The sequence below is a fragment of the Robbsia andropogonis genome (assembly GCF_034047095.1).
GTDB classification, from domain to species: Bacteria; Pseudomonadota; Gammaproteobacteria; order Burkholderiales; family Burkholderiaceae; genus Robbsia; species Robbsia andropogonis.
The window spans coordinates 138,099-160,614 of the sequence record NZ_CP139168.1 but is presented as its reverse complement, the minus strand read 5'-3'; the positions used below and the strand labels follow the sequence as shown (position 1 = coordinate 160,614).

Here is a 22,516-nt window from a genome sequence, read left to right as displayed (position 1 = left end):
AGACATTCGAGAGCGCTCACCTCCATGTGACCGACGGACCGATTCAGACGCTGTGCCGTCGGGTAAAATGTGCGCAGCGATTGCCTTCCATTGTCTTCAGCGAAAATCTCCTCATGACCAGCACATCGCGGTCCATCAGCATTGCGCACGACCACACTCCGTCAGCACTGTCAAAAGCCCGGAAGACATTCAACTCACTGATCGGGCAGATAGGCAAACGACGCAAGCGCCTGCGCGACTGGGAAACGGTGACGCCAGTCTTCCAGAAGCAATATGTCGATGAAATTCTGCCCCTCGATAAAACGTCGGCACAGTTGCAGGCACCGGATGGCGCGCCGTCTCGACCAGGCCCATGACCAGTTGACCCAGGCTGAACGCCGCAAGGTGGCGCTCGTGATTGTCGATCTGGCGGGCGAGCTGATAGGCGGCGAAGACGACGAAGGGCAGATGAAGATCATCCACGACAGATACAGTCCAGAGAGCTACGACAGTCAGGTGGCCGCTGAGGTCGACGGGATGAAGAGCATGATCGAGACGATGTTCGGCGTTGACCTGGGAGACGATGAAGACCTGAATTCCCCGGAAGATCTGCTGCAGCGTGCGCAGGTCCATCTCCAGCAGGCCCAGGCGCAATGGGAAAGCGAGAATGTGCAACGCGATACCCGGCGTGCGAAACGGAAAAAATCATCCAGACAGCAGGCCGCCGAGGCGCGGGCACAGGAGCAGCAGGCGCAGGTCAACCTGTCCCTGCGCGAGGTTTACCGCAAACTGGCCAGCGCGTTGCATCCTGATCGTGAAACCGACCCTCAGGAGCGGGAGCGCAAGACCTGTCTGATGCAGCGTGTGAACGAGGTCTACCAGAAAAACAATCTGCTGCAGTTACTGGAACTGCAGCTTGAACTCGAGCACATTGACCAGCACGCGCTCAACGGCCTGAGTGAGGAGCGGCTGAAGCACTACAACACGATCCTGCGGGGTCAGGTGCGCGAACTCGATCAGGAAATCCTTCACGTCGAATCGGCCTTCCGGGATGCGTATGGGATGGATCCGTTCGGCCCGATATCACCCGATACGGTCCTGCGTGATCTTGCCAGCGAGATCGGGGAATTCCAGAACAACATCTGGACTCTCGAGCAGGACCTTGCAGCGTTCGAAGATGTCAGGAACCTGAAACGCTGCAAGCTCGTACGCGCCAGGCCAGAGTTCGAATTTGCACCGTTTTGATGTGGAAGGAGACGCCTGTGCTTGACTATCAGTTGCTGAAAAATCATGCCGGCATTTTGCTCGTCGGCGACTACCATTCGCTCATCGAGCTGCACGAGGTCGTCCATGACGTCAATGAACGCTCTCCCTTGATCCCGCAGGAAGAAGGGCCATTTCTAGGCCTCGCGTATGATGTGCGCAAGGTTTATGAGCAGCAGCGGGAAATCCTGCAACCGCCCGAAGGCTACGAGGAAATGGGCGTGCGCTACGGTGTGGAGATTCTCTGGCCCGTTCTCCTCGTGCAGCATCGGATGCTTCGGGTCTCACTCGGATACCTTGACCATTCCAGGCGGCATCAGGCCATCACCTACTCGCTGGAAGCGGTCATCGAGGCGGCATTGCGGGAAGACTTTGGTGCGCAGGGGCAAGCGATGGTCGATCACTGGCTACGAATCGATCCCACTGCGGACATCTTCGAAAAACTCGACAGCCGGGGCGCCATGTTCTGTTCCTGGTCGAAGGCCGAGCGGGCGGGTCGCCTGGCTTCGCTGCTGCTGAGCTTCGACTTTATGTACGACCGTTATTCCACGCCTGCGAACGGACGGCACACCCCGGAATCGATATCACCTCGCGAACTAAAGCGATGGGAAGGCGTTGAATGGCCTGACCCGAACTGGTAACCAGAAACCGCCCATGCATGCACCGGAGCGCTCGCACCGTCTGTCGATCCTCACCCGGCAGGAGATCGACGATCTCTATGGCGTGCCGCGCTTTACCGGCGAGGAGCGTCAGACGTATTTTGAACTCGACGAACCGGAGTCGCGTGCGGTCCACTCCCGCACGACACCTGTTGCCGTTCACCTGACGCTGCAGCTTGGGTACTTCCGGGCGAAGCGGCAGTTCTTCGATTACAGCCTGGAGGCGGTGCGGGAGGATCTGGACTATGTCGTGCGGCGGCACTTTCCCGAGGTAGATCCGGCTACTATCAGTCTGCCGTCCCGTCCCACACGGCGAGCCCTGAGGGACACCATTCTCGATCTGTCCGGATATCGCCTGTGCGACAGCGTAGCGCGCGAGGACCTTGAACGTCGCGCACAGCGTATCGCCATGCGCTCGACGCAACCTGTCTACCTCCTGCGCGAGATGTTGCAGTACCTGAGCCAGCAACACATCGTCGCCCCGGCCTACGCCATCCTGCAGGACATGACCGGTCGGGTCGTGACCAGCGAGCGCCAGCGCATCACTGCACTGCTGGATGAGGCGCTCACGCCAGACATCGCACACCAGATTGACGCGCTGCTGCAGGCCGACGAATCCGCCTACCGGATCACGCTTCTGAAGCGCGAACCGCGGGATTTCAGCTGGCGTGAACTGCGCGAGGAAGTGGCCCGCCGACAGTCCTTCGCCTGCCTGCACGAATTTGCCCGAAGCTTTCTCGAGCTCGCCGGCATCTCAACCGAGAGTGGCCGGTATTACGCGTCGCTCGTCCGGTACTACACCGTCTACAAGCTCGGACGCATGCCGGCGCGGGTCGCGAGACTTTATCTGCTGTGCTTTGCGTTTCACCGGTTCCGGCAGATCAACGACAACCTGATCGATGCATTCATCCATCTTGTTCGCCAGTACGAGAAGTGGGCTCGCGCTGCAGCCCAGGAGGCCATGCTCAAGGCGCAGTCTGATGCGGGTTCGCGCCTTCAGGCCGCGGGCAAGGTGCTGGGCCTGTTCGTCGACGAGACGATTGCGGATAGCACGCCGTTCTCGAAAGTTCGAAAGCAGGCCTTTGCGCTACTCGAGCGCGAGCAGTTCGAGCCGGTGTCGGGCTATCTGCGCAACGTCGCCTTTGATCGCGCCGGCTTCGAGTGGGCGCACTACGCAACGCTGTCAGCGAAAATCAAGCGCAACCTGCGGCACCTGTTCTGTGAACTTGAGTTCTCCGGTCGCATCGAGGATGCGCCGCTCCTAGAGGCCATCGCATTCCTGCATGATCTGCTGCGCAATGGCCGCTCGCTGCGGCAGGTGAAACCGGCCACGTTTCCCGTGGCGCTGATCCCGAAGAACCTGCAGCGTTATCTTTATACATCGGAGCCGGGCCGGAAGAAACAGCTCGATGTCGACCGTTATGAATTCCTCGTCTATCGGCTCCTGCGCAATGCGCTTGAAGCGGGTGACGTGTACGGCGAGGACAGCACGGAGTATCGCCGGTTCGAGGACGATCTGATCAGCGATGTCCGTTGGGAACAGAAGGACGCGCTGCTCAGGGACATCGGCGCGCCGGTTCTGCTCGCGCCCATCGAACAGACCCTGACGATGTTCCACGATGCAATCGACGCCAGCTTCAAACGCGTCAACGAGCGTATCGACAGCGGCGAGAACACGCACATCAACATCGGCCAGCGCAAGGGCGTGCGCCGGTGGACGCTGCTCTACCCTGAAATCGACGAAACGGTCAACGGATCGTTTTACGGCCAGTTGCCAGGCGTGAGCATCGCCAATCTGTTGTGGTTCGTCGCGGGCCGTACGGATTTCCTGAAGGCATTCACTCATGTGCTCGAACGTAACGCACGCCAGGATGCCGATCCACGTGAAATACTCGCCTGCGTGGTCGCCATGGGCACGAACATGGGGCTGCGCCGGATGGCCGAAGTCTCGGGCCTGAGCTACGCGAGCCTGCTCACCGCCGCCAGGAACTACCTGCGCCCGGAAACCCTGCATGGGGCCAACGATGCGATCAGCAACGCCACGGCCAGCCTGCCGGCGTTCCGGCTGTTCGACATCCGCGACGAGATTCATTCGAGCAGCGATGGACAGCGTTTCGAAACGCAGATCGACACGTTCAACGCCCGATACTCGCCAAAGTACTTCGGTCTGGACAAGGGCGTGAGCGCCAGCACGCTGGTCGCCAATCATGTACCGGCCAATGCGACCATCATCGGCACACACGAGCACGAATCCCATTACGTATTCGACCTGCTCTACAACAACACGTCCGACATCCAGCCCGATCGCCACTCGACCGACACGCATGGCACGAATCAGGTCAATTTCTTCACGCTGTTCACGTTCGGCTACCAGTTCGCGCCGCGCTATCGCAATCTGCACAAAAAGATCGATCGCCTGGTCGCCCGTCACCCGCCGGGTCATTACAATGAAGACTGGCTGATCCGGCCGTCGCGCAGGTCCGACGACGAACTGATTATCCGCGAGTGGCCCAACATCCAGCGCATCATGGCCTCGCTCGCGCAGAAGAATGTGACGCAGGCAACCATCGTACGCAAGCTCAGCAATTATGCCCGCCAGAACCAGACAAAGAAGGCGCTGTGGGAACTCGACAATCTGTGCCGCACGCTCTACATTCTGGAATTCATCGATGATGTCGGGTTGCGCCAGAGTGTGCAGAAAGCCCTGAACCGCGGCGAAGCCTATCACCGCCTGCGCCGTGCGATTGCCTTCGTCAACGCTGGCAGGTTTCGCGTGCAGACAGAGGCTGAACAGCAGATCTGGAATGAATGCTCGCGGTTGATTGCCAATGCGATCATTCACTACAACACGGCATTGCTTTCGCGGGTGTACGAGCAGAAGCGCGCCGCGAGCGACGATGCCGCAATGGCGCTGATCGCCAGCATGTCGCCCGTCGCCTGGCAGCACATCAACCTGTTCGGGGCATTCGAGTTCACGCCGGGCGGTGCCAACGTCGACATCGATGCGCTGGCCGCGTTCTATGCCGATCCAGCGTGGTGGAGCAGGATTGCCCGGCCGGGGCAGACACGGCCGGACGTATAGCTGCCATGCGCAGCATTCGCCCCACGGGAAGTCCGGCGGACCGATCACGGAGAATCGCATGGGTGAGGCAAAACGCCGGGCAAACGAGGCTGCTGCATCGATTACACCGCAACAGCGGGAGCTCGCTGAGCGCATCGACGCGCAGATGCAACGTTTCCAGGCCGCAGGGCTGGACGAAGCGGAGATCATGGCGGCAATGGTCGACCATATGCCTGACTTCCATCGCCTGATGACGGAGCTGGAAAACGCCGCCATCAATCTTCTGGCGCGTGAGTTTGCCGGCTTCTATCGCTATGCGAAAATCGTTGAAACGGTTGCCTCAGGTATTGCAACGGGGCAGATTCAGGTGCCCGGCAAGGAGCGAAGATTTGCCGACGAGCACCGGATCGCCGCCGCGATCGACCAGCGCGTGCGTCAACTTGAAGCAAACGGCATCCGCGGCGCAGCCCTGCTTGCGCATATGGCTGCCTATACGCCCGAGCTGCAACGGCTCTGGAACACCACCTCCAACGAACTGCTCGTGTCGCTGTGCCAGACGTACCCAGGCCTGTACCGCTATGGCGAGCTCTTCGAGCAGGCATGGCTCAAGGATGCCGGCAGGACAAAGTCCGGACAGGAGCTGCCTGATTCCATCAAGCCCACCGTCCTGCGCCTTCTCTCGGACGGCGCGACGCTCGAGCGCGAGTTCCAGACGATTCTCGATGCCCGTCCGCAGCGCGATCTCTGGGTGAAGGCCGAACTGCTGGAGCACACCTGGCAGCAGTGGACCACCTTGCTTGCGCAATTGCCTGCCCTGTTGCTGCAGGCCGATGTCCCGGAAGTCTCCCGGGAAACGATGCGCGCCATCTTTGAGCCCATGGCGCTGCGGATCGAAAACCTTCGCACCCAGGTTCAGCGCCCGTAAACCCGATACGTCCTCCCGAAAGCCTTGTCTGGCAGGAGGTACAGGGGGATTTTCCATTTATGGGCGTTGGGCACTTTTAGCCTATGTGGAAGCGCGATCACGACGTGGACGTGCACCGTCCGCGCCTCTTAGTCGGGGCGTTCGGTGAGGCTTGAGCCGCGTGAGTTGGAAACTCTCACGCACGGTTCTTAGAGGCGGGATCGGCGGTAACGCCGATCTCCTACTCGGCATCAAAGCCGAGGATGGCAAAAAGCAACCGTATCTGCTACGTCCAAAGGACCAGAAGCCGCTTTTACTCGCTGGGATGACGAACGTGACGGTCGAAGCGGATTCAGGAATGCGATCGCCTGAGGCCGGCGCGCTCGTCGACGGCGTGGTCATTGTGACGGATGCATCCGACCAAGGCATGGTGGACATTCACGATAGACATCCCGTCGCGCTGAACGAACAGGACGCCAATACTTGGCTGGATTCGCAGACGCCGCTCGAGCTGGCCGCTGAAATCGCACGCCACGGCAGTCGCGCAGTGAACGAATTCGAATGGTATGAGGTCAGCCGCGAGCTCAATAATGCGCGGCATGACAGTCCCGAACTGGTCAAGCGAAACGTTTGACCCCATCGAATGCTAAACGATGCCGCATCACTGCCCTTGCCTGCATCGTGGATGACGTAATTCACCTCTTTTCGGTGCTCGCGTCATACATGTGGTCAAGACAATAGATGTTTGCTTTTTAGCCTGAAATGGCATTGCGCATCGAAGCATCGCTCGGCGAGCGCAGCGGCCGGGCCGACGTCTGGCTGGCCCGTCAGGCTACTTATGACCTCTGGTAGGCACGCCGGACGAGCTCGCTACACGTCGAACGGGCGCGACTAGAACAAGGGGCGCGTTCGAACGAGGCGCGGTCGAGGTCGCCCGCCGCGTGCCGATCGGCGCGCCCATTCGAGTTGGTCGAGCAATAGGGTGTAGCAGGCTTGTAATTCCCAGGGCGCAAAAACCTCGGAAAGTGCGGGTACGCGGTTCGTTCGAGCATAGCCATGGGAGCCACTCGTCCGACTACGGCAGACCCCGCTTGGATTAGCATCGCTTCGGCGGTATGCTTATCTGCAATACTTCCACACTTGCGCAAATAAAACGGGTTTTCCAAATCGGTTGTTACGAGGCACATATAATGACGAACATCGACGCAGCCAAGCTAACATTCGATCGCCTCTGCTCTGAGTGGGAAGAGCAACGCACCGAAATCGAGACCGAGCAAGACGCCCGATTTCGGATCATAAACGTTCTGCTCACGGACGTTCTTGGATGGCCACATAATCACGTACGGACTGAAAAACACGTAGATGATGGTTACGTCGACTATCTGATGATCGAGGGTGCCCGGAATCGGCTGGCAGTAGAAGCGAAAAGGCAGAGCGTTTTGTTGATCGATACTCGTCTTCCGGGCAGGCAGGCATATAAAATCAAGGGTCCCGCCTTAAAAAGTGCTCGTGACGGCATTAACCAGGTCGCGGCGTATTGTTCCGAGACAGGGGCGCCATTTTGCGCCTTGACTAACGGCTTCGAATGGATCGGACATTGGCCTTTTCGCGGAGATGGGCGACCGGCCTCGGACTACTCTGCAATCGTGTTTCCGAGTCTTGAGGCTATTGCTCAAGACTTCGCTGAGTTTTACGATCTTTTTTCGCGAGAAGGCGTGGCCCGAGATCTTTTCAAGCTGCGAATAAATGCAGCAGAAGGCCTAGCTATAGCCCACCATGAACCGCTGCGGCCGTTGAGGGACGCGAAATTTCTGCGCCGCCTTGAAAAGAACCCCCTCGCTCGCGACTTAAGCGACGTGTTAAGAGGTTTTTTTAGCTCAATGAACGGCGAGGACGATCCTGAGATGCTTGCGTACTGTTTCGTGGAAAGTACGGAGAGCAGAGAGGCAGAATCAAATTTGCAGAAAATAGCTCAGAACATATTGCACAACATCGAACTCGTTAGCAATGATAGTGCGGAAAACCTTCAGGACGAAATAAGAGGTGCAGTTGAACTCGAGCGCAAAGAGTTTGTTCTCATTGTCGGCAATAAAGGTTCCGGCAAGTCTACATTTGTTGACCGGTTCTTCGGGCTTACACTAGATAGATCGCTCCGGGGCAAATGCACTCTACTGACAGTGGATTTACGGGACAGCGATGGTCAAATCGAATCGATCCAACGCTGGCTTACCGAGCAGTTAATTATCAAAATTGAAAAAGCACTTTTCCCCGGTGCCAATCTCAGCTATGAGCAATTGCAGGGAGTATTTCACAAACAATATACACGATGGGCCCAAGGAGAGTTTCGACATTTGCATGAATCCGACAAAATCGCATTTAAAATAAAATTTGGCGAATATGTCCACGAGCTAAGAAGAAATTATTCGGTCGAGTATCTTCAAGCATTTCTCGCTCATACTGTGTTTGCAAGGCAACAAATGCCCTGCTTGGTATTCGATAATACAGACCATTTCAATCAAGAATTCCAAGAGGCGGTTTTTCAGTATGCGCAATCAATTTACAGGGCAATTTATTCGTTTATAATTTGCCCTGTTACTGATAGGACGATATGGCAGCTTTCCAAGCATGGGCCAATGCAGTCATATGAAACCAAATCGTTTTACCTCCCCGTACCGTCGACGAAGGACGTACTCCAAAGAAGAGTCTCATTCTTAAAAGAAAAGCTTCTTTCTCCGTCAAAACAAAGGGATCAATATTTTTTATCTAAAGGCATAAGACTTTCGGTTAAAGACATGAGCGCGTTTGCGGCATGCGTTGAAGAAGTCTTTATTAATACTGAGTATATTTCTAGGACTGTCAGTTGGTTATGCAACTATGATATTCGACGAGGATTGCAACTTTCAGAGAAAATCTTGACATCACCACAAATCCCTATTGATGATCTGGTAAAAACATACGTTTCTGGGCGGAGACTTACAATTCCAGAATTTAGGGTTAGGAAGGCGCTGTTTTTAGGTGATTACAATCAATTTAGACAGGAGGATAGCGGGTTCATTTTGGATGTATTCACTATGTTTCCGGATGCCATCGGGACGCCGTTTGCAAAACTCAGCATAATACAGGTGCTAAAGGATAAGCAGGCTCAGGCGGACTCCCCCGCGGATGCATACATGGAGATCGGAGATGTTGCCGCGTATTTGGAACCGATGGGCATGCCGCCGGCGACTACGCTACGTCATTTCCAATCTCTGATGGACTATCGTCTTGTTGAGCCCTACGACCCAACCGTCAACACTTCTGATTACTCTGTTCCGGTGAAAGTAACCCCGAGTGGGCTCATCCACCTGGAGTTCGCGTTGGCCGATGCGGCATATCTTGAGCATGTGGGATTAACGACCTCGGTGAGGGAGGATAAAAGCGCGGACGAGATCCGGAACATTATGGCAAAGAAATGGAACCCCAATGAGGCAGCCGAGCTTTGGGACGAGCTAAAGAAGACCTTTGCTGAATATATGCTTGAAGAGGACCTGCGCTACTGCGTTGTACCGGAACAGTTCGACGGGCAGCGCCTTCTTCGGTCTTCCTTCCGCTCAAAATGGGTTGACATGTTTATTTCCACTCGTAACGAAATAAACTCGTCAATTCGCATAAGTCCGCATTAAATTTGTCAATTCATGTTCTTGGGAAAGTCTGCACAAATGCGAACAAAAAGTGCTTGCCTGACTGGGCAGGGGCCTCAACGGGAGCTGCCGAATGTTCCTGGATCTCCGCACGCACGAATTATCAAAAACTCAATGCTTGCTTTTCATCGATATTTTCGTATCAGCGTAATTTACGCCGATTTCTACACGACGGTTGACTGCATTGCTGCGCTTCATATGATGTGGTCGAGGAGTCTTTAGGGCAGGCCACCTTCGGCTCGCGATTACCGGCGCGTTCTGATGGCATCAGTTGCGTGAGGTGGCGAGTGGTAGCCCCAGTAGAATACGAAGCGTTACGTTTTCCAGAGACATTGAATGAACGACAGCGGAAGCACTCCTGTGGACTGGACGAAGCTCTACGACTGGTACCGGCACAATACGGAAGCGCTTGAAGAGCAGGTTGAAGCGATTACCGACTACTTGCCCAAGGTGAGGGAAGAAGTTGCGGCTGCACGAAAAAGCGCACAGTCCATGGCCCAGACGGCCGAGACAATTCGATCTCAGGTCAGGCTGGCGCAAGAAGCCTGGGACAAGGCTGAGGACATCGCGAATACCGTTGGCCTCACTGCCGCGTCTTCCGCAACATCAGCAGTGGCGACCGCGACGAATGGCATGGTGTCGTCCTTGGAGCAGGCCACGAAGCATGCGGGAGAGGTCGCTGCGGCCTTGAAGAGAACCGTCTCTCTTAGTCGTGCGACCTTCATCGCATATTTGCTGTTGTTGATCATCGCCTGCATCGCGTGCTCTTACCTGGCTTATAGAAAGGGCGTCAGCGACGAAATGGCGCGTAATACAGAGCCGTCGGCGGAACGCAGCGCGACGCTGCTGCACGAGGGTGTGGCGCTCGAAAAGATGTATCAGGAAGGGTCAGCAAACGACAGGAAGAAACTCGAGCAGCTCTATAACCGGGCCACGAAGTTGCCATCGTGATACATCAGAAACGCATGCCAAAGTGCTCGATGCTGCGGTCTCGTTCTAATTCAGGAACTTCCTTCTGGACGGCCTGCGCAGGCAATTCCCTGCCGAGGGTAAGCGAGAATAGTTGCTCCAGGCCGCGGAACCGAACCGAGCAAAGCTCCGCAGGGCGAAGATCTTCCTTTGGGATATACACATAGACAGAGCCTTCGATTGATTTGAGTTCATCTCCCGAGCAGGAACCGGCAATTGTGAAAAGCAAAGCCAGGTACTTCTCAAATTTGGCTGCGCTTGAGCCGAGCAGTTTGCTTTCGAGAAACATCTCGATGAATTTATCTGCATTGATTTGTGTCACCGGTGCCTGAACAGGAATGCCAAATAGCGGGCAGATAGTGCCGGGATAATTTGCGAATGCGATTGATTCGACCTCCGCCGTGCCGATCCCGGGAAGCGACTTGGAGGTCTTGGTTCCCCAGCCTATAAAGTGCGTGGATCGCGCCCAACGCAGTGGATTCATCTGACCCGAGAGTATCTTGCAAAGTGCAACGCGCAACTCCTTACGCGCTTCCGACCGAAAAGCTGCTTCGTTCGCCTTGAATTCAACGAGACAGTAGCGGCCGCGTCGCGCAACGATATAGTCAGCCAACGCCTTATCTTGGCCACCGAGCGCGGTCGCACTGAGCGCATCGGGGATTTGAGGCTGTCCCGCGTAAAGTGCGGAAAAGCGCCGGTCGAGTTGCGTAGAAAATCGAGCAACAACGTCGGACTCCAGAGCCCGGGCGGCGGTTTTGCCTAGTTCATGCGTCGTCAGGGGGTCCTCCCGATTGAGCTGTTAACCACTGTTTGACGGATCATAGCCGAACCGCATCGTCTTGCGTCAGAGACGCAATAACGTAAGCGCCCACCCAAGGCATCTTTCGTCGTGACATGAACGTCATCATGCTGTCGGATTTTCGACGGATACAGACGATGGAAGGTAAGCAAGTGGTACCTGTCACGCCGCGCACAGCGCGACGCCGTTTCACCAAGGAATTCAAGCGCGAGCTGGTGCGCGAAGCGATGCTGCCGGACGTGTCGCGTGCAGCGCTAGCGTTGGGCAATGGCGTCAACGCCAATCAATATGTGATGACACGCCCGTGCCGACGCTGGCACTGGATAAAGGCACGATGGTGACGGGTCGCCTGTGGGCGTCTGGGCGTGACGAACGCGACGGGCATCATGTGCGGTTATCGTACCAAGATCAGTCATGGCACGTTAGATCTATCTCTAACAATGAATAATTATTAAAAGACCTGCTTCGATCGCTTTCAATAAAGATCGCGACGGGTGGTCCTCCGGCGCGTGCAGCATAAATATTGCTTGTCGCGAAAAGGGCAGGCAATAAATACCCCTTAATCGAAGGTTGCCGTCATTCGCTCGCCATTGTCTTCAAAACAATATTGAACTGTCTGGTAGTAGCCGGTACTATTACCGTTTAGTATTAACGACTTACTTAAAAGGATTAGTCATTTCGATTTTGGATTATCCATCTTGTTTGCACTTGCAATGCGATCATGTGTTTCGGTTCGTGCTTGTTCGACCAGCTTTTTTGTAGCCGAGAGACGCGTGCCATGCTCCGGCGGCTGTCGTGCCGTTACGTGTGCGGTAGACGGCGCTACTCGCTGTTCCACTAAGCCAAGCCGGCTTTAATGAAATCGATGACCAACAGCGCGTAACCGCGCTATGAAACGAACTCAAAAATCATGGATGCCTACGAGCAGATCCAGTCCAGTAACCCGCGGGGGGTACAGAACAACCGGCCGCTGAAGCTCGATACGCCGGCGGGCAAGGATGTATTGATGCCGTTGCGCGCGGTGGGGCACTCACGCATCGGTCGCGGTTACAGCTTCACGGTCGACATGGTGTCAACGTCGCGCAAGCTCGAACTCAAGCAGTTGATTGCACAGCCCGTCACGCTTTGGATACGCCAGAACGACAAAACGTACAAGCCGCATCATGGTTACGTGCATACAGTGCGTCGCCTTGGCATGGACGGTGGGCTCGTCCATACGCAGCTGGAATTTGCGTCCTGGCTTCACTTCCTGCGCTTTCGTAAGGATGCCAGGATCTGGCAAGGTAAGACGGTCATCGACATACTGACTGACGTGTTTAATGCGCATCCTCAGGCACGGGGCAGATTTAAGTTCAAGCTGTTCGGGGAACTGCGCGATCCCTTGCCGCAACGCTCGTTCTGCATGCAGTACGAGGACGACTGGAACTTCGTGCACCGGCTTCTGGAGTCGGAGGGATTGTGGTTCTACTTCGAGCAGTCGCCGGATGGGCAGTCCCACACGATGATCATCACGGACTACAACTACTACTGCGACGAACTGCAGCCCGGTCAGATCGATTTCTCCCGTGCACAGATGGATGCCGAGGTGGAAGGATTTTCGCATTGGTCCGGCACCCGCAGGCTGCAGAGCACGCGCTATACCGGTGTCACCGGCGACTACAAGTCCCCGGGCTCAAGCAACGCGCGCAGCAAGGATACCCTACCCAACCAGGGCGATTTGCCGCAGCAGAACGAAGTCTACGAATACACCGGCAAATATACGTGGCCCGACTATAAGCGTGGCGACCATCTGGCTACCTTGCGGATGGAGGAGATGGAGTCACGGGCCAAGCGGTTTCATGGCGCGGGCAGTATCCGCCGGATGGACGCGGGCCGATATTTCGAGTTGCGAAATCATCCGGACCATCAGAATGATGGGCAGCAGGAACGTGAGTTTCTCGCCATCGACGTGCGGTGGTTTATCGCAAATAACTTGTCAACGGGTAACACCCGACCATTGCCCGGGAGCCTGGAGACCGAAGTAGCCGATGCACGTGCAGACTACCTCGGTGACCAACTGGGGGCTGAGAAGACCGGGAGCGCAAAACTGAGTGCGTCCGCGCGCGGTGGGAGCGCCGGCTTCTTCCTGACGCTGGTTGAAGCGCAGCGCATGAGTGTGCCGTACCGCAGCCCGTTCGAGCACAGGAAGCCGCAGATGCGGATTCAGACGGCGACCGTGACGGGACCTGCGGGCTCGGAGGTCTACACGGATTCGCTGAACCGCATCAAGGGCAAATTCGAGTGGGACCGGCTGAACAGCGGAGACGAAAATGCCTCGTGCTGGCTACGGGTGGCGATGTCGGATACGGGTGGAAGTTACGGCGGCGTGCACGTGCCCCGTGTGGGCGAAGAAATCTTGGTAGATTGGGTTGACGGGGATTGTGACAGGCCGATTGTGACGGGGCGCGTATACAACGGTTCGAAGACGCCAAATTGGCATTCGAACGGACTGCTGTCGGGTTATCGGTCAAAGGAATACGGCGGCAGCGGGTATAGCCAGATGGTACTGGATGACTCGACGTCCCAGCCACGTATGCAACTTTACAGCTCAAGTGCGAATTCTCAGCTCCACCTGGGGTATCTGGTTGCGCACAACGGCAACACGCGCGGGGCTTACCTGGGCAGCGGCTTCGACCTGAAATCGGACGCGTATGGTGCAATTCGCGCGGGCCAGGGACTGTATGTCTCGACCCATCCGGCAAACGCTGCCCAGCCGATGAACGTCACGGCGGCAAGCGAGCAACTGGCGAGCGCGGAAAGTGTCACCGAGCTCGCGTCGCAGGCCAGCACATCAAATCAGGCTGAAAGCCTGCAGGACGGCTTGGACGCACTCAAGAAGCTTACCGATGCGACGCAATATAACGTGGCGGGCAACAGCGGCGGTGTCGGTGGTAACACGGGGGGCGGGGGCACGGGTAACGCAAATGGCTTCTCGACCCCAATCATGCTGATTGCAAGCCCTGCGGGCGCTGGCCTGTCCACGCAGGACTCGGCTCATATCACTGCGAACCAGCAAGTCAATATTGTCAGTGGCAAGAGCACGAACGTGGCAGCGGGTAAATCGCTCATCGCCAGCGTGATGGAGAAGATCAGCCTGTTTGCGCAGAATGCGGGGATCAAGCTTTTTGCCAGCAAGGGCAAGGTCGAGATCCAGGCGCAGAGCGATGAGATGAAGCTCGCCGCGCTCAACGACGTGACGATTACCAGTTCGAGCGGCAAGGTCGTGATCTCCGCGGATAAGGAAATTTGGATCGGCGCGGGCGGTTCATACATCAAGATCACATCTGAGCTCATCGAAAACGGGACAAGCGGACAGATCTTGGAAAAAGGCGCGTCTTGGAGCAAGCAGGGGGCATCGTCAATGCGCTTGCCCACGCCGATCACAAGCGTTACGAAGGGATGTTCCTGGAAAACCGCGACCGCATCCGCTAATAGCGCGTCAAGCGTACCGCTGGAGTAGGCATGGTCGAATCTACGCAGACACACGGGCGCGACGATCGCCCTTATCCAGCCACTGTTGATCTCGGTGCACCTCAGGTCCGGGAGCAGGTGGCGGCTCTCAAGAGTTGGTTTCGTCGACACCCAGATATGCGTTGCCTGCTCATTATCGATCCGACTCAAAATGATCCCGCCGCCGACGGTAGCCAATTGCTAGCAAGTCTCTCCAGGATTGACTTGACGATCGATCATGAGGCAGTGTCGCCAGCGCATTACCCTTATCTTCTTGAGCTGGATCTTGAAAGTACCGCGGGGGCCGATGCGCTTGCGCAAAGCGTGGAATTGGCATTTGACGATCGTCGGCCGCAGGCGATGGCTGAAGGCATGGGGCAACGCATCGGTGGTTGGCTCGCGACTACGGCGGCACCGCAAGAGGTTGCGTCGCATTGCTCTCGCATGATGCTTCAACGTGACGATCGAGATCGTCTTTGCCTGTTGAGGTTTTACGACCCACGAGCATTTGCGCTTCTATGGCACGTGCTGTCGCCGGTACAGCAACAGTCCCTGTTGGGACCGATCCAGGCATGGCACACGCTCGACTCGAGTGCGATGCCAGTGAGCCGATTGAATACCATGGGCCGTCGGGACGAGTTCGAGCTCGACGCCGCGCAGTGGCAGGCGATTCATCGCCACGGCATCGTGAACCGTGCGCTTGCGCTGCATGCTTACGACCAGGATCGTCAACCGCACCAGCATGAAGTCGACGTGGCGGTCGCGGCGGCCGCGCGAGCGCGCCAATACGGCTTGATTGACGAGGAAGATGAGGTGACGTTTGTTAGTCACGCACTAGCATGGCACCCAGAGTTTGATATGCATCCCAAGGTTTTACAGATTCTTGGTCGTAAAGCAGACGATGAGTTTTATGCTGAACAAATCGAACAACTCACGCCGGAAGAAATCGAGGAAATTTGTGAAGGGGTTTGGCATGAGCGCCTGAGAACCTCGAATAACGCGGGTGGTCGTACCTGAACATCACGATAAGATCATGGAAAACGCTGCTTCAACCTCTACCGAAAATTGCCCAAATTGTGATAAATCCGGACTTGCGATTTTGCCGGTTCGGTACACGGTCGTGCCGCAAACGATATCGAGTGCCATGCCTGCGGACATCATCGGGCTCGGTGTGATGGATGTTCCGCTGAGCGCACATCACTACAGCTTGCGAACCTTGCGTGAAGGCTGGCTTTATCTTTTCTACGAAAAAGGTGCGAGAGGCAGCAACTACTGGGAAGCCTACCGAGTAACGGAAGACGGGCGGCTCTGGAACCACAAAACGCCTGTGCCTTCGGAGCGCAAAGCGCATGCTGCCTGCGGGAAGCGCGGTAGCGCAGTTCCTATGGAGGTGATTGCCATCGAGAAACCTGAAAAGGCAACAAAGGTGTTCATCGCGTTTTCAGAGTATCCGTGGAACAAAAACGTTTTCGAGAAGTACGCGTCCAACGCACAGTTGCGTAGCGATCGCATGCAGGTGATCATGCCGTCCACGTGGATTCAGACGGGCAGTGGTATGTTCGGCATGAGGAAAGGTGAGGCTGGGCATGCGACGGCAGCCACTCAGGCCAGCATCGACCAGATCGTCGAGTACCAACCGGGTTTGAAATCCGACCTGCTAGCGCCTCCTGCTAAGCCGATCACGACGGATGCCGATGGCCGAGCTACCGACGATAGCCTGTGGGCGCAGGAAGCAACGCGTTATCCATTGTATATTCGTCAAACCTCTCCGTCCGGTTCAGCCAGCAAGGACCTGGTCAAACTCATGGAAGAGATCGGCAAGAATGAGGGCGGTACCCCGCACAAGCCGATGCTCCTAGCGCTTTGGGATGGGGTAGGCATCGCCCACGAGCTCGCGGGATTCCACAACGACCCAGCGGGTGCGCTGATGCGCTATACCAGTGCGCAGACAATGCGGGTTGACGCGGCTCAATCCATCGATTCGGCTGAAGCGGCCGTTCGCAGTGGTGCAGCCTTGAGTGAAAGTGCCTGGCGCCAGTCCCTCATGAGTAGTGCTCTGGGCGGCTATGAAGGAATGGGACTCATGATGCCTGGCACACAAGAGCAGATCGACAAGGCCGGGCAGCTCACGCCCGAAGAAAAGCAGGCTGCGGGGGATAAGGCTTGGAAGAAATACCAGGCGAGCCTCAAAGGGGGCAGGTGGCCGAACAGCTTTAGTAAGTGGTTTGATCAAGTGACTGACAAATGCGAGCAGTTGCAGAAGCAGCGTGTTCCTGATCGCGATGCTTGGCTATCCGCTGATACCTTCCGCCACGCACTGAATGACTATGATCCGAACGATGCGGGCGACGGAATGGCGTTTACCGGCGTGATCGACGAGGCGTTTGCCGGATTGCCAGCCACCGATGCGGGTTTGCATATTGTTGAAAAGGTGATCAACAACATGGACCCGATGGACGAGCGTAGCTACTTTTGGCGGGCGTTCGCTTATAACCAGACGGATATTCGTCAAGATTTAAAGACGTTCCTGGCTGGGGTAAAGGCGAAGAAAAGTGAATCAACGCTGGACCAGGTGGCGTCGTGGTACGAAGACAGGCAAGCGGACATTTCCAGCTATCTCGGCTATCTTAAGTCGTTTACGAAATTTTACGAGAAGATGGATGAAGTGTTCAAGCGTGAGCGCGCGGGATCGGCAACCGAGCAGCCGCTCAAGGCGCTGCAGGTCGATCGGCTGACGATGTGGTCCGGGCGTGCATTGGTCAACGTATTTGGTCCGATTTCACGCAGTATCGGAGGGGCTTTGATCAAGGGAGCCTTGATGGTTCGCGGAGGAATCGCACTTGAAGATGCCAAGCGCATCACGGTCAAGCTTGCGGCGTGGGAAGGGCAGATGGACTCGTTGGTGAGACTGAAGGTTAGCGAGTTCAAGGCTCAGAATCCAGAAATGAGTCCGCTGCAGCTTCGTGCGAAAGCATATGAGGCGTTAGCGAACGATGAGCGGGGAGCACTTGTACGTAGGCTCTACGCGGATGTGCAGGTGACATCGAATGCGACTCGGGATAAGGCGATCGCTTCTGTGAAGCTGTCCGGCGCATTATTCGTTATCGAATTGATGAATTATTTCCTGTTGTGGACCAAGCCAAATAAGACGACGGATGATGATTTGGCGATTGTGAGCGGGACATTTTCACTGGCGGGCGCCGCACTCAACGTGCAAACCAAGTGGCTGGGATCTTTTGCAAAGTCCGCTGCCAGCCTTACGCTTTCGAACATGAAAGTGGCGGCTAGCTGTCTGGGGGGGATTTCGTCTTTTATATCGCTTTGGACTGATTCAGGAAAAGCAATGGCTGGTAAAAGATCCGGAAATACAAGGCAAAGTGTCTTTTACGTTTTTAAAGCCATGCTTGATCTCGCCTCTGGCACAGTATCAGTTCTAACGGCACTGAGTTCGTCCGCGCCGTTACTGATGAAATCTGTCTCGCCGAGTAAGCTGAAATTTCTAGGGAAACTCTCTGCGCGCGTGGCGGGTGCCCAGGCCCAGATAGACGGAAGAGCAGCTGGTCTGACAGAGGAGGCTCTAGAAGCAGCAGTGAAGCGCGCAGCATGGAAGGCCGCGGGGACTATTACGGGCGAAACGGTTGCTGCCGGGATCGCATCGGAAGTTTCGGCAGGCGGATGGCTATTGATCAGCGGGCGCTTGATCCTGATCGCAACCGGCTGGGAAGTTGCGTTAATCCTGACGGTCATTACCCTGGTATACAACTATTTCCAGCCGGACGATCTAGAAAACTGGCTCGCAAACTGTCCTTTTGGGACGGCGCCAAAATCTGAATGGACGCTGGAAAAACAGCGTGAAGCATTTGAGTCGGCCTTGGCCGCGACGGGATATAACTGACGATGGAAAATCAACAGAGTGCGGGCCCAGTACTTCTGCGCGGAAGCATTACTGGATTGACGAAGCGCCGAGCGTCCTATAGAACCGCCTTTACGGAATCAGACAAGCAAGCCATGGAGCGTACTGCGCTCGTTGCGGCGCTTGCTGGCCTTAACGATGTTGCATTGAATCTGAGTGCTTCGACCGAGTTCACGGACACGGTAGCCGATCTTGTAACGTTTAATCTGAACGGTGAGGTGGTCCGCGCGTGGATCTGGCTGTCGGTCTTCGAAAATGGGGATGAGGTAGAAGTCGTGGCCGAGCGCGCAGGCGAGGACTGGATAGGGTATGCGATCAGGCGATGCTCGGACGGCGTTCTGTCCGTTCATCCGCACTGTGAGCGGGGGAGCAAAGCGAACTTCAAGTTCTTTCTCAAATGGTCAGTTTCATTTTGGAGCGGATGTGCATTGGTTGTAACCATCCTACTACTACTCAGGTCTTTAGACGATATGGACATGTGGTTTGGCTTACTTAATAGTATCGCGATAGCCACGTTGATGGTAGAAGCTCTGGCAGTTTTTATCGCATATAGAATCAGTCGGCGTTTCAAGAGACAGCTGCCGATGGCAAACAAGATATTCGCGACCTTTGGCTGGTCGGACCCGCCCAACGTCGATTTGCCAAAAGCTTCGAAAAAACTAAGACAACCAGAGGATACCTGGGAGATGGGGAAGCTGATTTTCCGCTACGGTAAGGTATGACTTGTGCAAGATAAATGTGGATGCTCATAGCGATATGCAAACTCGTCCCTATGGCGACCTATGGCATTCGCTCGGGCGGCTCAGGTGCCCTGACAAGATGACGGATGGTCCACTCAACACGGCCACCGTACTTCTGCGTGGAAGCATTACTGGATTGACGAAGCGCCGCGCGTCCTACGAAACTGTCTTCACGGAATCAGACAAGCAAGCCATGGAGCGTACTGCGCTCGTGGCGGCGCTTGCTGGCCTTAACGATGTTGCACTGAATCTGAGTGCTTCGACCGAATTCACGGACACGGTAGCTGATCTTGTGACGTTTAACCTGAACGGCGAAACGGTCCGCGCGTGGATCTGGCTGTCGGTCTTCGAAAATGGGGATGAGGTAGAGGTCGTGGCCGAGCGCGCGGGCGAGGACTGGATAGGATATGCGATCAGGCGATGCTCGGACGGCATTCTGTGCGTTCATCCGCACTGTGAGCGGGGTAGTCGGGCGCTTACAAAATTCTTTATGAAATGGTCACTGACATTTTGGAGTGGATGCGCTTTAGCCCCAACACTTTTTTTAGTATTGCCGCCACCTGATAGTTACGAGGAGTGGGTATTTGTTGGAAGGGTCTTATTCGTTATTTGGTTAGTCATTGAAGTAATGGCGGTTTTTATCGCATATAGAATTAGCTGGCGTTTCAAGAAACAGCTACCGATGGCAAACAAGATATTCGCGACCTTCGGCTGGTCTGACCCACCCAACGTCGATTTGCCAAAAGCTTCGAAAAAACTAAGACAACCAGAGGATACCTGGGAGATGGGTAAGCTGATCTTTCGCTATGACGTAAAGTAAAAACCAATCGAACGCTAGATCTTCATTTGAGAGACGATGAGTAAAGAACTCGTGTGTGATGGCGACGCGACTACTACAGGCGGCCATGTCATCGCGGCAGTTTCAAGCATGTACGACGGCGAGAGGCGCGTCGCGTTGGATGGTGAAATGGCGACGTGCGGCAATTGTCCGGGAGAGCATCCGATCCAGGGCTCTGGCACCGATATGCAAGAAGACGGACGCGCTTGCGTGCTTGATGGCGATCTTGTTCTTTGCCCCTGCGAGAAAAACCACGTAAAGGCCAGTGCTGATGCAGGCTGCAAGTCTGCTTAACGCAGATCTTTCTTCTCTATACGTTCAGCCAGGTCGACGTGCCGGACTTGGTAAAGTTTGAGAAGTACTGCTGGTCTTGACCAGCCGTTTGGGACGATCGCTGAGCATAGGCGGCATCGCCGCCCGGCTGGCGAGCAACGGCTGGATCGAGGTGTAAGGTTTTTCAAGATAAGGCGCGTTCTCCACATTCCCGCATTACATGATCATGAATCGACCGACATTGACTTCCGACGAAAGCATTCCGGAAGTTGACATTGAATCGCTACGCTTTGCGCTCGGGAAGCACGTCTTGCTTTCTGATGGCGCAATGCTTGCCTCCGGCGACCTTTTCAAGGTGGTGCTGTCTGGCTCGATGGCGCTGGATGGCCAACCTCTACGGTGCGCTGGTTTCTTACCAGGGGTCACGCTATGGTTGAGCGCGGGTCACGTGCGTCCGATGGACGGCGAAGACCCAGATGAACTGCTTGACTACATCTGGCAGAAGATCCGCCCGAGACTCATCGAGTGGTTGGGCGTGCCCGCGTCGCCCGCAGCCGTAAAAATGGCGTTCCGTGATTTGCGCCTCGAAGCCGGGTGGGACGATCGGCATCGTGGGCAGGCCGGCGCCATGGAGATTGAGGTGCGGCACGCGCCAGAGGCAATCGCCCAGTACCGCAAACGTCGCCGCTCGCAGCCACTTGTAGAGCGAGCGCCCACACGGGAAGAAGAAACCCGTCAGCAGCACGCAACGATTCGTGCCTTGCTCATCGAAGCAATCAGCCGCAGTAGCGATACAGCCAACCCGAAGCTCGCTCGCTTGCCGGGCCTCGTGCGGTATCGTGTGAGTGGCGCAATGAAAGCGTGGCAGGCCGCCCGGGACGCGTTAGACGCGGTGGACTCGCAGAGCTTCACTCAGGCGCTAAGGACAAAAGGGGTGCTTACGCTGATGCGATTCATCGATCCGTTCATCCGGGACATACTGCCTAACGGGGCAGACGGATTCAACGCCATGCAGGTCCGGATGATCGCGCAATACAGCATCATCTGGCTTGCATTCGAGGTGCGTCATGGTGTGTTCTATGAGCCGACCCCCCCCTTGCACCGACTGCTCGACGACTCTTACATTGCTGACGACGTGCCGGTCGGAATGATCACGCTGCCAGCCGACACGGTGTGCATTATTCCCGAACCGTCGCGGTGGAAGAAGGCGGGGGATGTCGAGGCGATCGCCATTTTTCGCACCGAACAGACGCTCGACCTGGTTGCGTGGACATGCCAGGATAGCGCGACGACCGGCGCGATGGACGTCATCAGCTTGTCGTTGGACGATCCGGATAAAACCATTCATGCGCTGCTCGATGAATCCTTTCGCAACTCACGGGACCCTGAGGATGCGGAGACACTTGCGCTCTGGCGCGGCGCCATGGATTACAGCATCAAAATGTTGCTGTACCTGAATGCGCGAGATGCGCAGATCGTACACGAGCAGGCGTATACCAAGGCACCGCGTCAGTTCAATGGTCTGGGCAAGCGCCGGCGCGCTGAACGACTGGCTGAGATCGAACAGCTCTATGACCGACATATTGTCGGTCCGGCGATTCTGGATGCGGGGCTGGCACCGTCACTTGGTGGAGACGGAGACCATCACGAGGTTCGAGGACATTGGCGGCGACCGCACTTCCGGATGCAGCCGCATGGGCCGCAGGCAGCGCTGCGCAAGTTGATTTTCGTGGGACCGACGATCGTACGGCCGGACCGTCTTAACTGATCATTGACCTTCTAATCGTCGAAGGCAATCCGAATTTCATTGTTGATGGGAAGGCGGTTGCTCTCGATGGGCATAAAACGTGCTGTGGGGCCGTGTTGATATCGCGCCTGTCCACGGAAATAAAACCGTATGAGTGGTGCCGCGGCGGGTGTTCTGAATAGTCCGACTTATGTGCTCCGGG

The 22,516-nt window shown here is 56.1% G+C and carries 18 protein-coding genes; 17 read left to right on the top strand and 1 reads right to left on the bottom strand.

Annotation, left to right across the window (positions count from 1 at the left end; genetic code table 11):
* Positions 1-113: 113 nt before the first annotated feature.
* The 8 genes from SJQ66_RS12460 (at position 114) to SJQ66_RS12420 (ending at position 10,497) form a co-directional block, all read left to right on the top strand.
* Positions 114-356 (top strand): hypothetical protein, encoded by a 243-nt coding sequence (locus SJQ66_RS12460; RefSeq protein WP_320533704.1) that lies wholly within the window; start codon positions 114-116, stop codon positions 354-356.
* On the top strand, positions 328-1,224 hold the full coding sequence (locus SJQ66_RS12455; RefSeq protein WP_320533705.1) for a J domain-containing protein: 897 nt from the start codon (positions 328-330) through the stop codon (positions 1,222-1,224). Before SJQ66_RS12460 ends, SJQ66_RS12455 begins: the two co-directional genes overlap by 29 nt.
* Before the next feature lie 17 nt (positions 1,225-1,241).
* Entirely contained in the window at positions 1,242-1,883 is a 642-nt protein-coding gene (locus tag SJQ66_RS12450) for a DUF6904 family protein (protein ID WP_320533706.1), read from the top strand.
* A 13-nt stretch (positions 1,884-1,896) separates the two neighbouring features.
* The gene (locus SJQ66_RS12445) at positions 1,897-4,983 is read left to right on the top strand and encodes a Tn3 family transposase (protein ID WP_320533707.1); all 3,087 of its coding nucleotides are present in this window, start codon (positions 1,897-1,899) and stop codon (positions 4,981-4,983) included.
* Between the two features lie 58 nt (positions 4,984-5,041).
* On the top strand, positions 5,042-5,887 hold the full coding sequence (locus SJQ66_RS12440; RefSeq protein WP_320533719.1) for a hypothetical protein: 846 nt from the start codon (positions 5,042-5,044) through the stop codon (positions 5,885-5,887).
* Between the two features lie 160 nt (positions 5,888-6,047).
* Positions 6,048-6,500: an SOS response-associated peptidase family protein gene (locus SJQ66_RS12435; protein WP_320534338.1), complete on the top strand. Its 453-nt coding sequence runs from the start codon at positions 6,048-6,050 to the stop codon at positions 6,498-6,500.
* A gap of 556 nt (positions 6,501-7,056) precedes the next feature.
* Entirely contained in the window at positions 7,057-9,528 is a 2,472-nt protein-coding gene (locus tag SJQ66_RS12425; protein ID WP_320534337.1) for an ABC transporter ATP-binding protein, read from the top strand.
* 354 nt (positions 9,529-9,882) lie between these two features.
* The gene (locus tag SJQ66_RS12420; protein WP_320534336.1) at positions 9,883-10,497 is read left to right on the top strand and encodes a hypothetical protein; all 615 of its coding nucleotides are present in this window, start codon (positions 9,883-9,885) and stop codon (positions 10,495-10,497) included.
* Between the two features lie 4 nt (positions 10,498-10,501).
* Here SJQ66_RS12420 and SJQ66_RS12415 read toward each other — a convergent pair whose 3' ends face one another.
* Positions 10,502-11,128, bottom strand: coding sequence for a hypothetical protein (locus tag SJQ66_RS12415; RefSeq protein WP_320534335.1), 627 nt, complete (start codon positions 11,126-11,128; stop codon positions 10,502-10,504).
* Between the two features lie 323 nt (positions 11,129-11,451).
* Here SJQ66_RS12415 and SJQ66_RS12410 point away from each other — a divergent pair, with 323 nt between their 5' ends.
* The 9 genes from SJQ66_RS12410 (at position 11,452) to SJQ66_RS12370 (ending at position 22,496) form a co-directional block, all read left to right on the top strand.
* On the top strand, positions 11,452-11,655 hold the full coding sequence (locus tag SJQ66_RS12410) for a transposase (RefSeq protein ID WP_320534334.1): 204 nt from the start codon (positions 11,452-11,454) through the stop codon (positions 11,653-11,655).
* Positions 11,656-12,224: 569 nt separating this feature from the next.
* Positions 12,225-14,813: a type VI secretion system Vgr family protein gene (locus SJQ66_RS12405; RefSeq protein WP_320534333.1), complete on the top strand. Its 2,589-nt coding sequence runs from the start codon at positions 12,225-12,227 to the stop codon at positions 14,811-14,813.
* A 2-nt stretch (positions 14,814-14,815) separates the two neighbouring features.
* Positions 14,816-15,820 carry a DUF4123 domain-containing protein gene (locus SJQ66_RS12400; RefSeq protein ID WP_320534332.1) on the top strand — a complete coding sequence of 335 codons (1,005 nt, stop codon included), beginning with the start codon at positions 14,816-14,818 and terminating at the stop codon, positions 15,818-15,820.
* Positions 15,821-15,836: 16 nt separating this feature from the next.
* Entirely contained in the window at positions 15,837-18,698 is a 2,862-nt protein-coding gene (locus SJQ66_RS12395; RefSeq protein ID WP_320534331.1) for a T6SS effector BTH_I2691 family protein, read from the top strand.
* 2 nt (positions 18,699-18,700) lie between these two features.
* Complete coding sequence (locus SJQ66_RS12390) at positions 18,701-19,438, top strand: putative type VI secretion system effector (protein ID WP_320534330.1); 738 nt, start codon at positions 18,701-18,703, stop codon at positions 19,436-19,438.
* 97 nt (positions 19,439-19,535) lie between these two features.
* Positions 19,536-20,276 carry a putative type VI secretion system effector gene (locus SJQ66_RS12385; RefSeq protein WP_320534329.1) on the top strand — a complete coding sequence of 247 codons (741 nt, stop codon included), beginning with the start codon at positions 19,536-19,538 and terminating at the stop codon, positions 20,274-20,276.
* A 36-nt stretch (positions 20,277-20,312) separates the two neighbouring features.
* A complete protein-coding gene (locus tag SJQ66_RS12380; protein ID WP_320534328.1) occupies positions 20,313-20,588 on the top strand; it encodes a PAAR domain-containing protein in 276 nt (91 codons plus the stop codon).
* A 205-nt stretch (positions 20,589-20,793) separates the two neighbouring features.
* Positions 20,794-22,335: an AcrVA2 family anti-CRISPR protein gene (locus SJQ66_RS12375; protein WP_320534327.1), complete on the top strand. Its 1,542-nt coding sequence runs from the start codon at positions 20,794-20,796 to the stop codon at positions 22,333-22,335.
* Positions 22,332-22,496, top strand: a complete 165-nt coding sequence (locus SJQ66_RS12370) for a PAAR domain-containing protein (protein ID WP_407691503.1) — start codon at positions 22,332-22,334, stop codon at positions 22,494-22,496. Before SJQ66_RS12375 ends, SJQ66_RS12370 begins: the two co-directional genes overlap by 4 nt.
* The last annotated feature ends 20 nt before the right edge of the window (positions 22,497-22,516 follow it).

Excerpts from the sequence above, each read along its gene's own strand:
- SJQ66_RS12460 (WP_320533704.1), top strand. The coding sequence starts at position 114 with ATGACCAGCACATCGCGGTCCATCAGCATTGCGCACGACCACACTCCG.
- SJQ66_RS12455 (WP_320533705.1), top strand. The coding sequence starts at position 328 with ATGGCGCGCCGTCTCGACCAGGCCCATGACCAGTTGACCCAGGCTGAA.
- SJQ66_RS12445 (WP_320533707.1), top strand. The coding sequence starts at position 1,897 with ATGCATGCACCGGAGCGCTCGCACCGTCTGTCGATCCTCACCCGGCAG.
- SJQ66_RS12440 (WP_320533719.1), top strand. The coding sequence starts at position 5,042 with ATGGGTGAGGCAAAACGCCGGGCAAACGAGGCTGCTGCATCGATTACA.
- SJQ66_RS12425 (WP_320534337.1), top strand. The coding sequence starts at position 7,057 with ATGACGAACATCGACGCAGCCAAGCTAACATTCGATCGCCTCTGCTCT.
- SJQ66_RS12420 (WP_320534336.1), top strand. The coding sequence starts at position 9,883 with ATGAACGACAGCGGAAGCACTCCTGTGGACTGGACGAAGCTCTACGAC.
- SJQ66_RS12410 (WP_320534334.1), top strand. The coding sequence starts at position 11,452 with ATGGAAGGTAAGCAAGTGGTACCTGTCACGCCGCGCACAGCGCGACGC.
- SJQ66_RS12405 (WP_320534333.1), top strand. The coding sequence starts at position 12,225 with ATGGATGCCTACGAGCAGATCCAGTCCAGTAACCCGCGGGGGGTACAG.
- SJQ66_RS12400 (WP_320534332.1), top strand. The coding sequence starts at position 14,816 with ATGGTCGAATCTACGCAGACACACGGGCGCGACGATCGCCCTTATCCA.
- SJQ66_RS12395 (WP_320534331.1), top strand. The coding sequence starts at position 15,837 with ATGGAAAACGCTGCTTCAACCTCTACCGAAAATTGCCCAAATTGTGAT.
- SJQ66_RS12390 (WP_320534330.1), top strand. The coding sequence starts at position 18,701 with ATGGAAAATCAACAGAGTGCGGGCCCAGTACTTCTGCGCGGAAGCATT.
- SJQ66_RS12385 (WP_320534329.1), top strand. The coding sequence starts at position 19,536 with ATGACGGATGGTCCACTCAACACGGCCACCGTACTTCTGCGTGGAAGC.
- SJQ66_RS12380 (WP_320534328.1), top strand. The coding sequence starts at position 20,313 with ATGAGTAAAGAACTCGTGTGTGATGGCGACGCGACTACTACAGGCGGC.
- SJQ66_RS12375 (WP_320534327.1), top strand. The coding sequence starts at position 20,794 with ATGAATCGACCGACATTGACTTCCGACGAAAGCATTCCGGAAGTTGAC.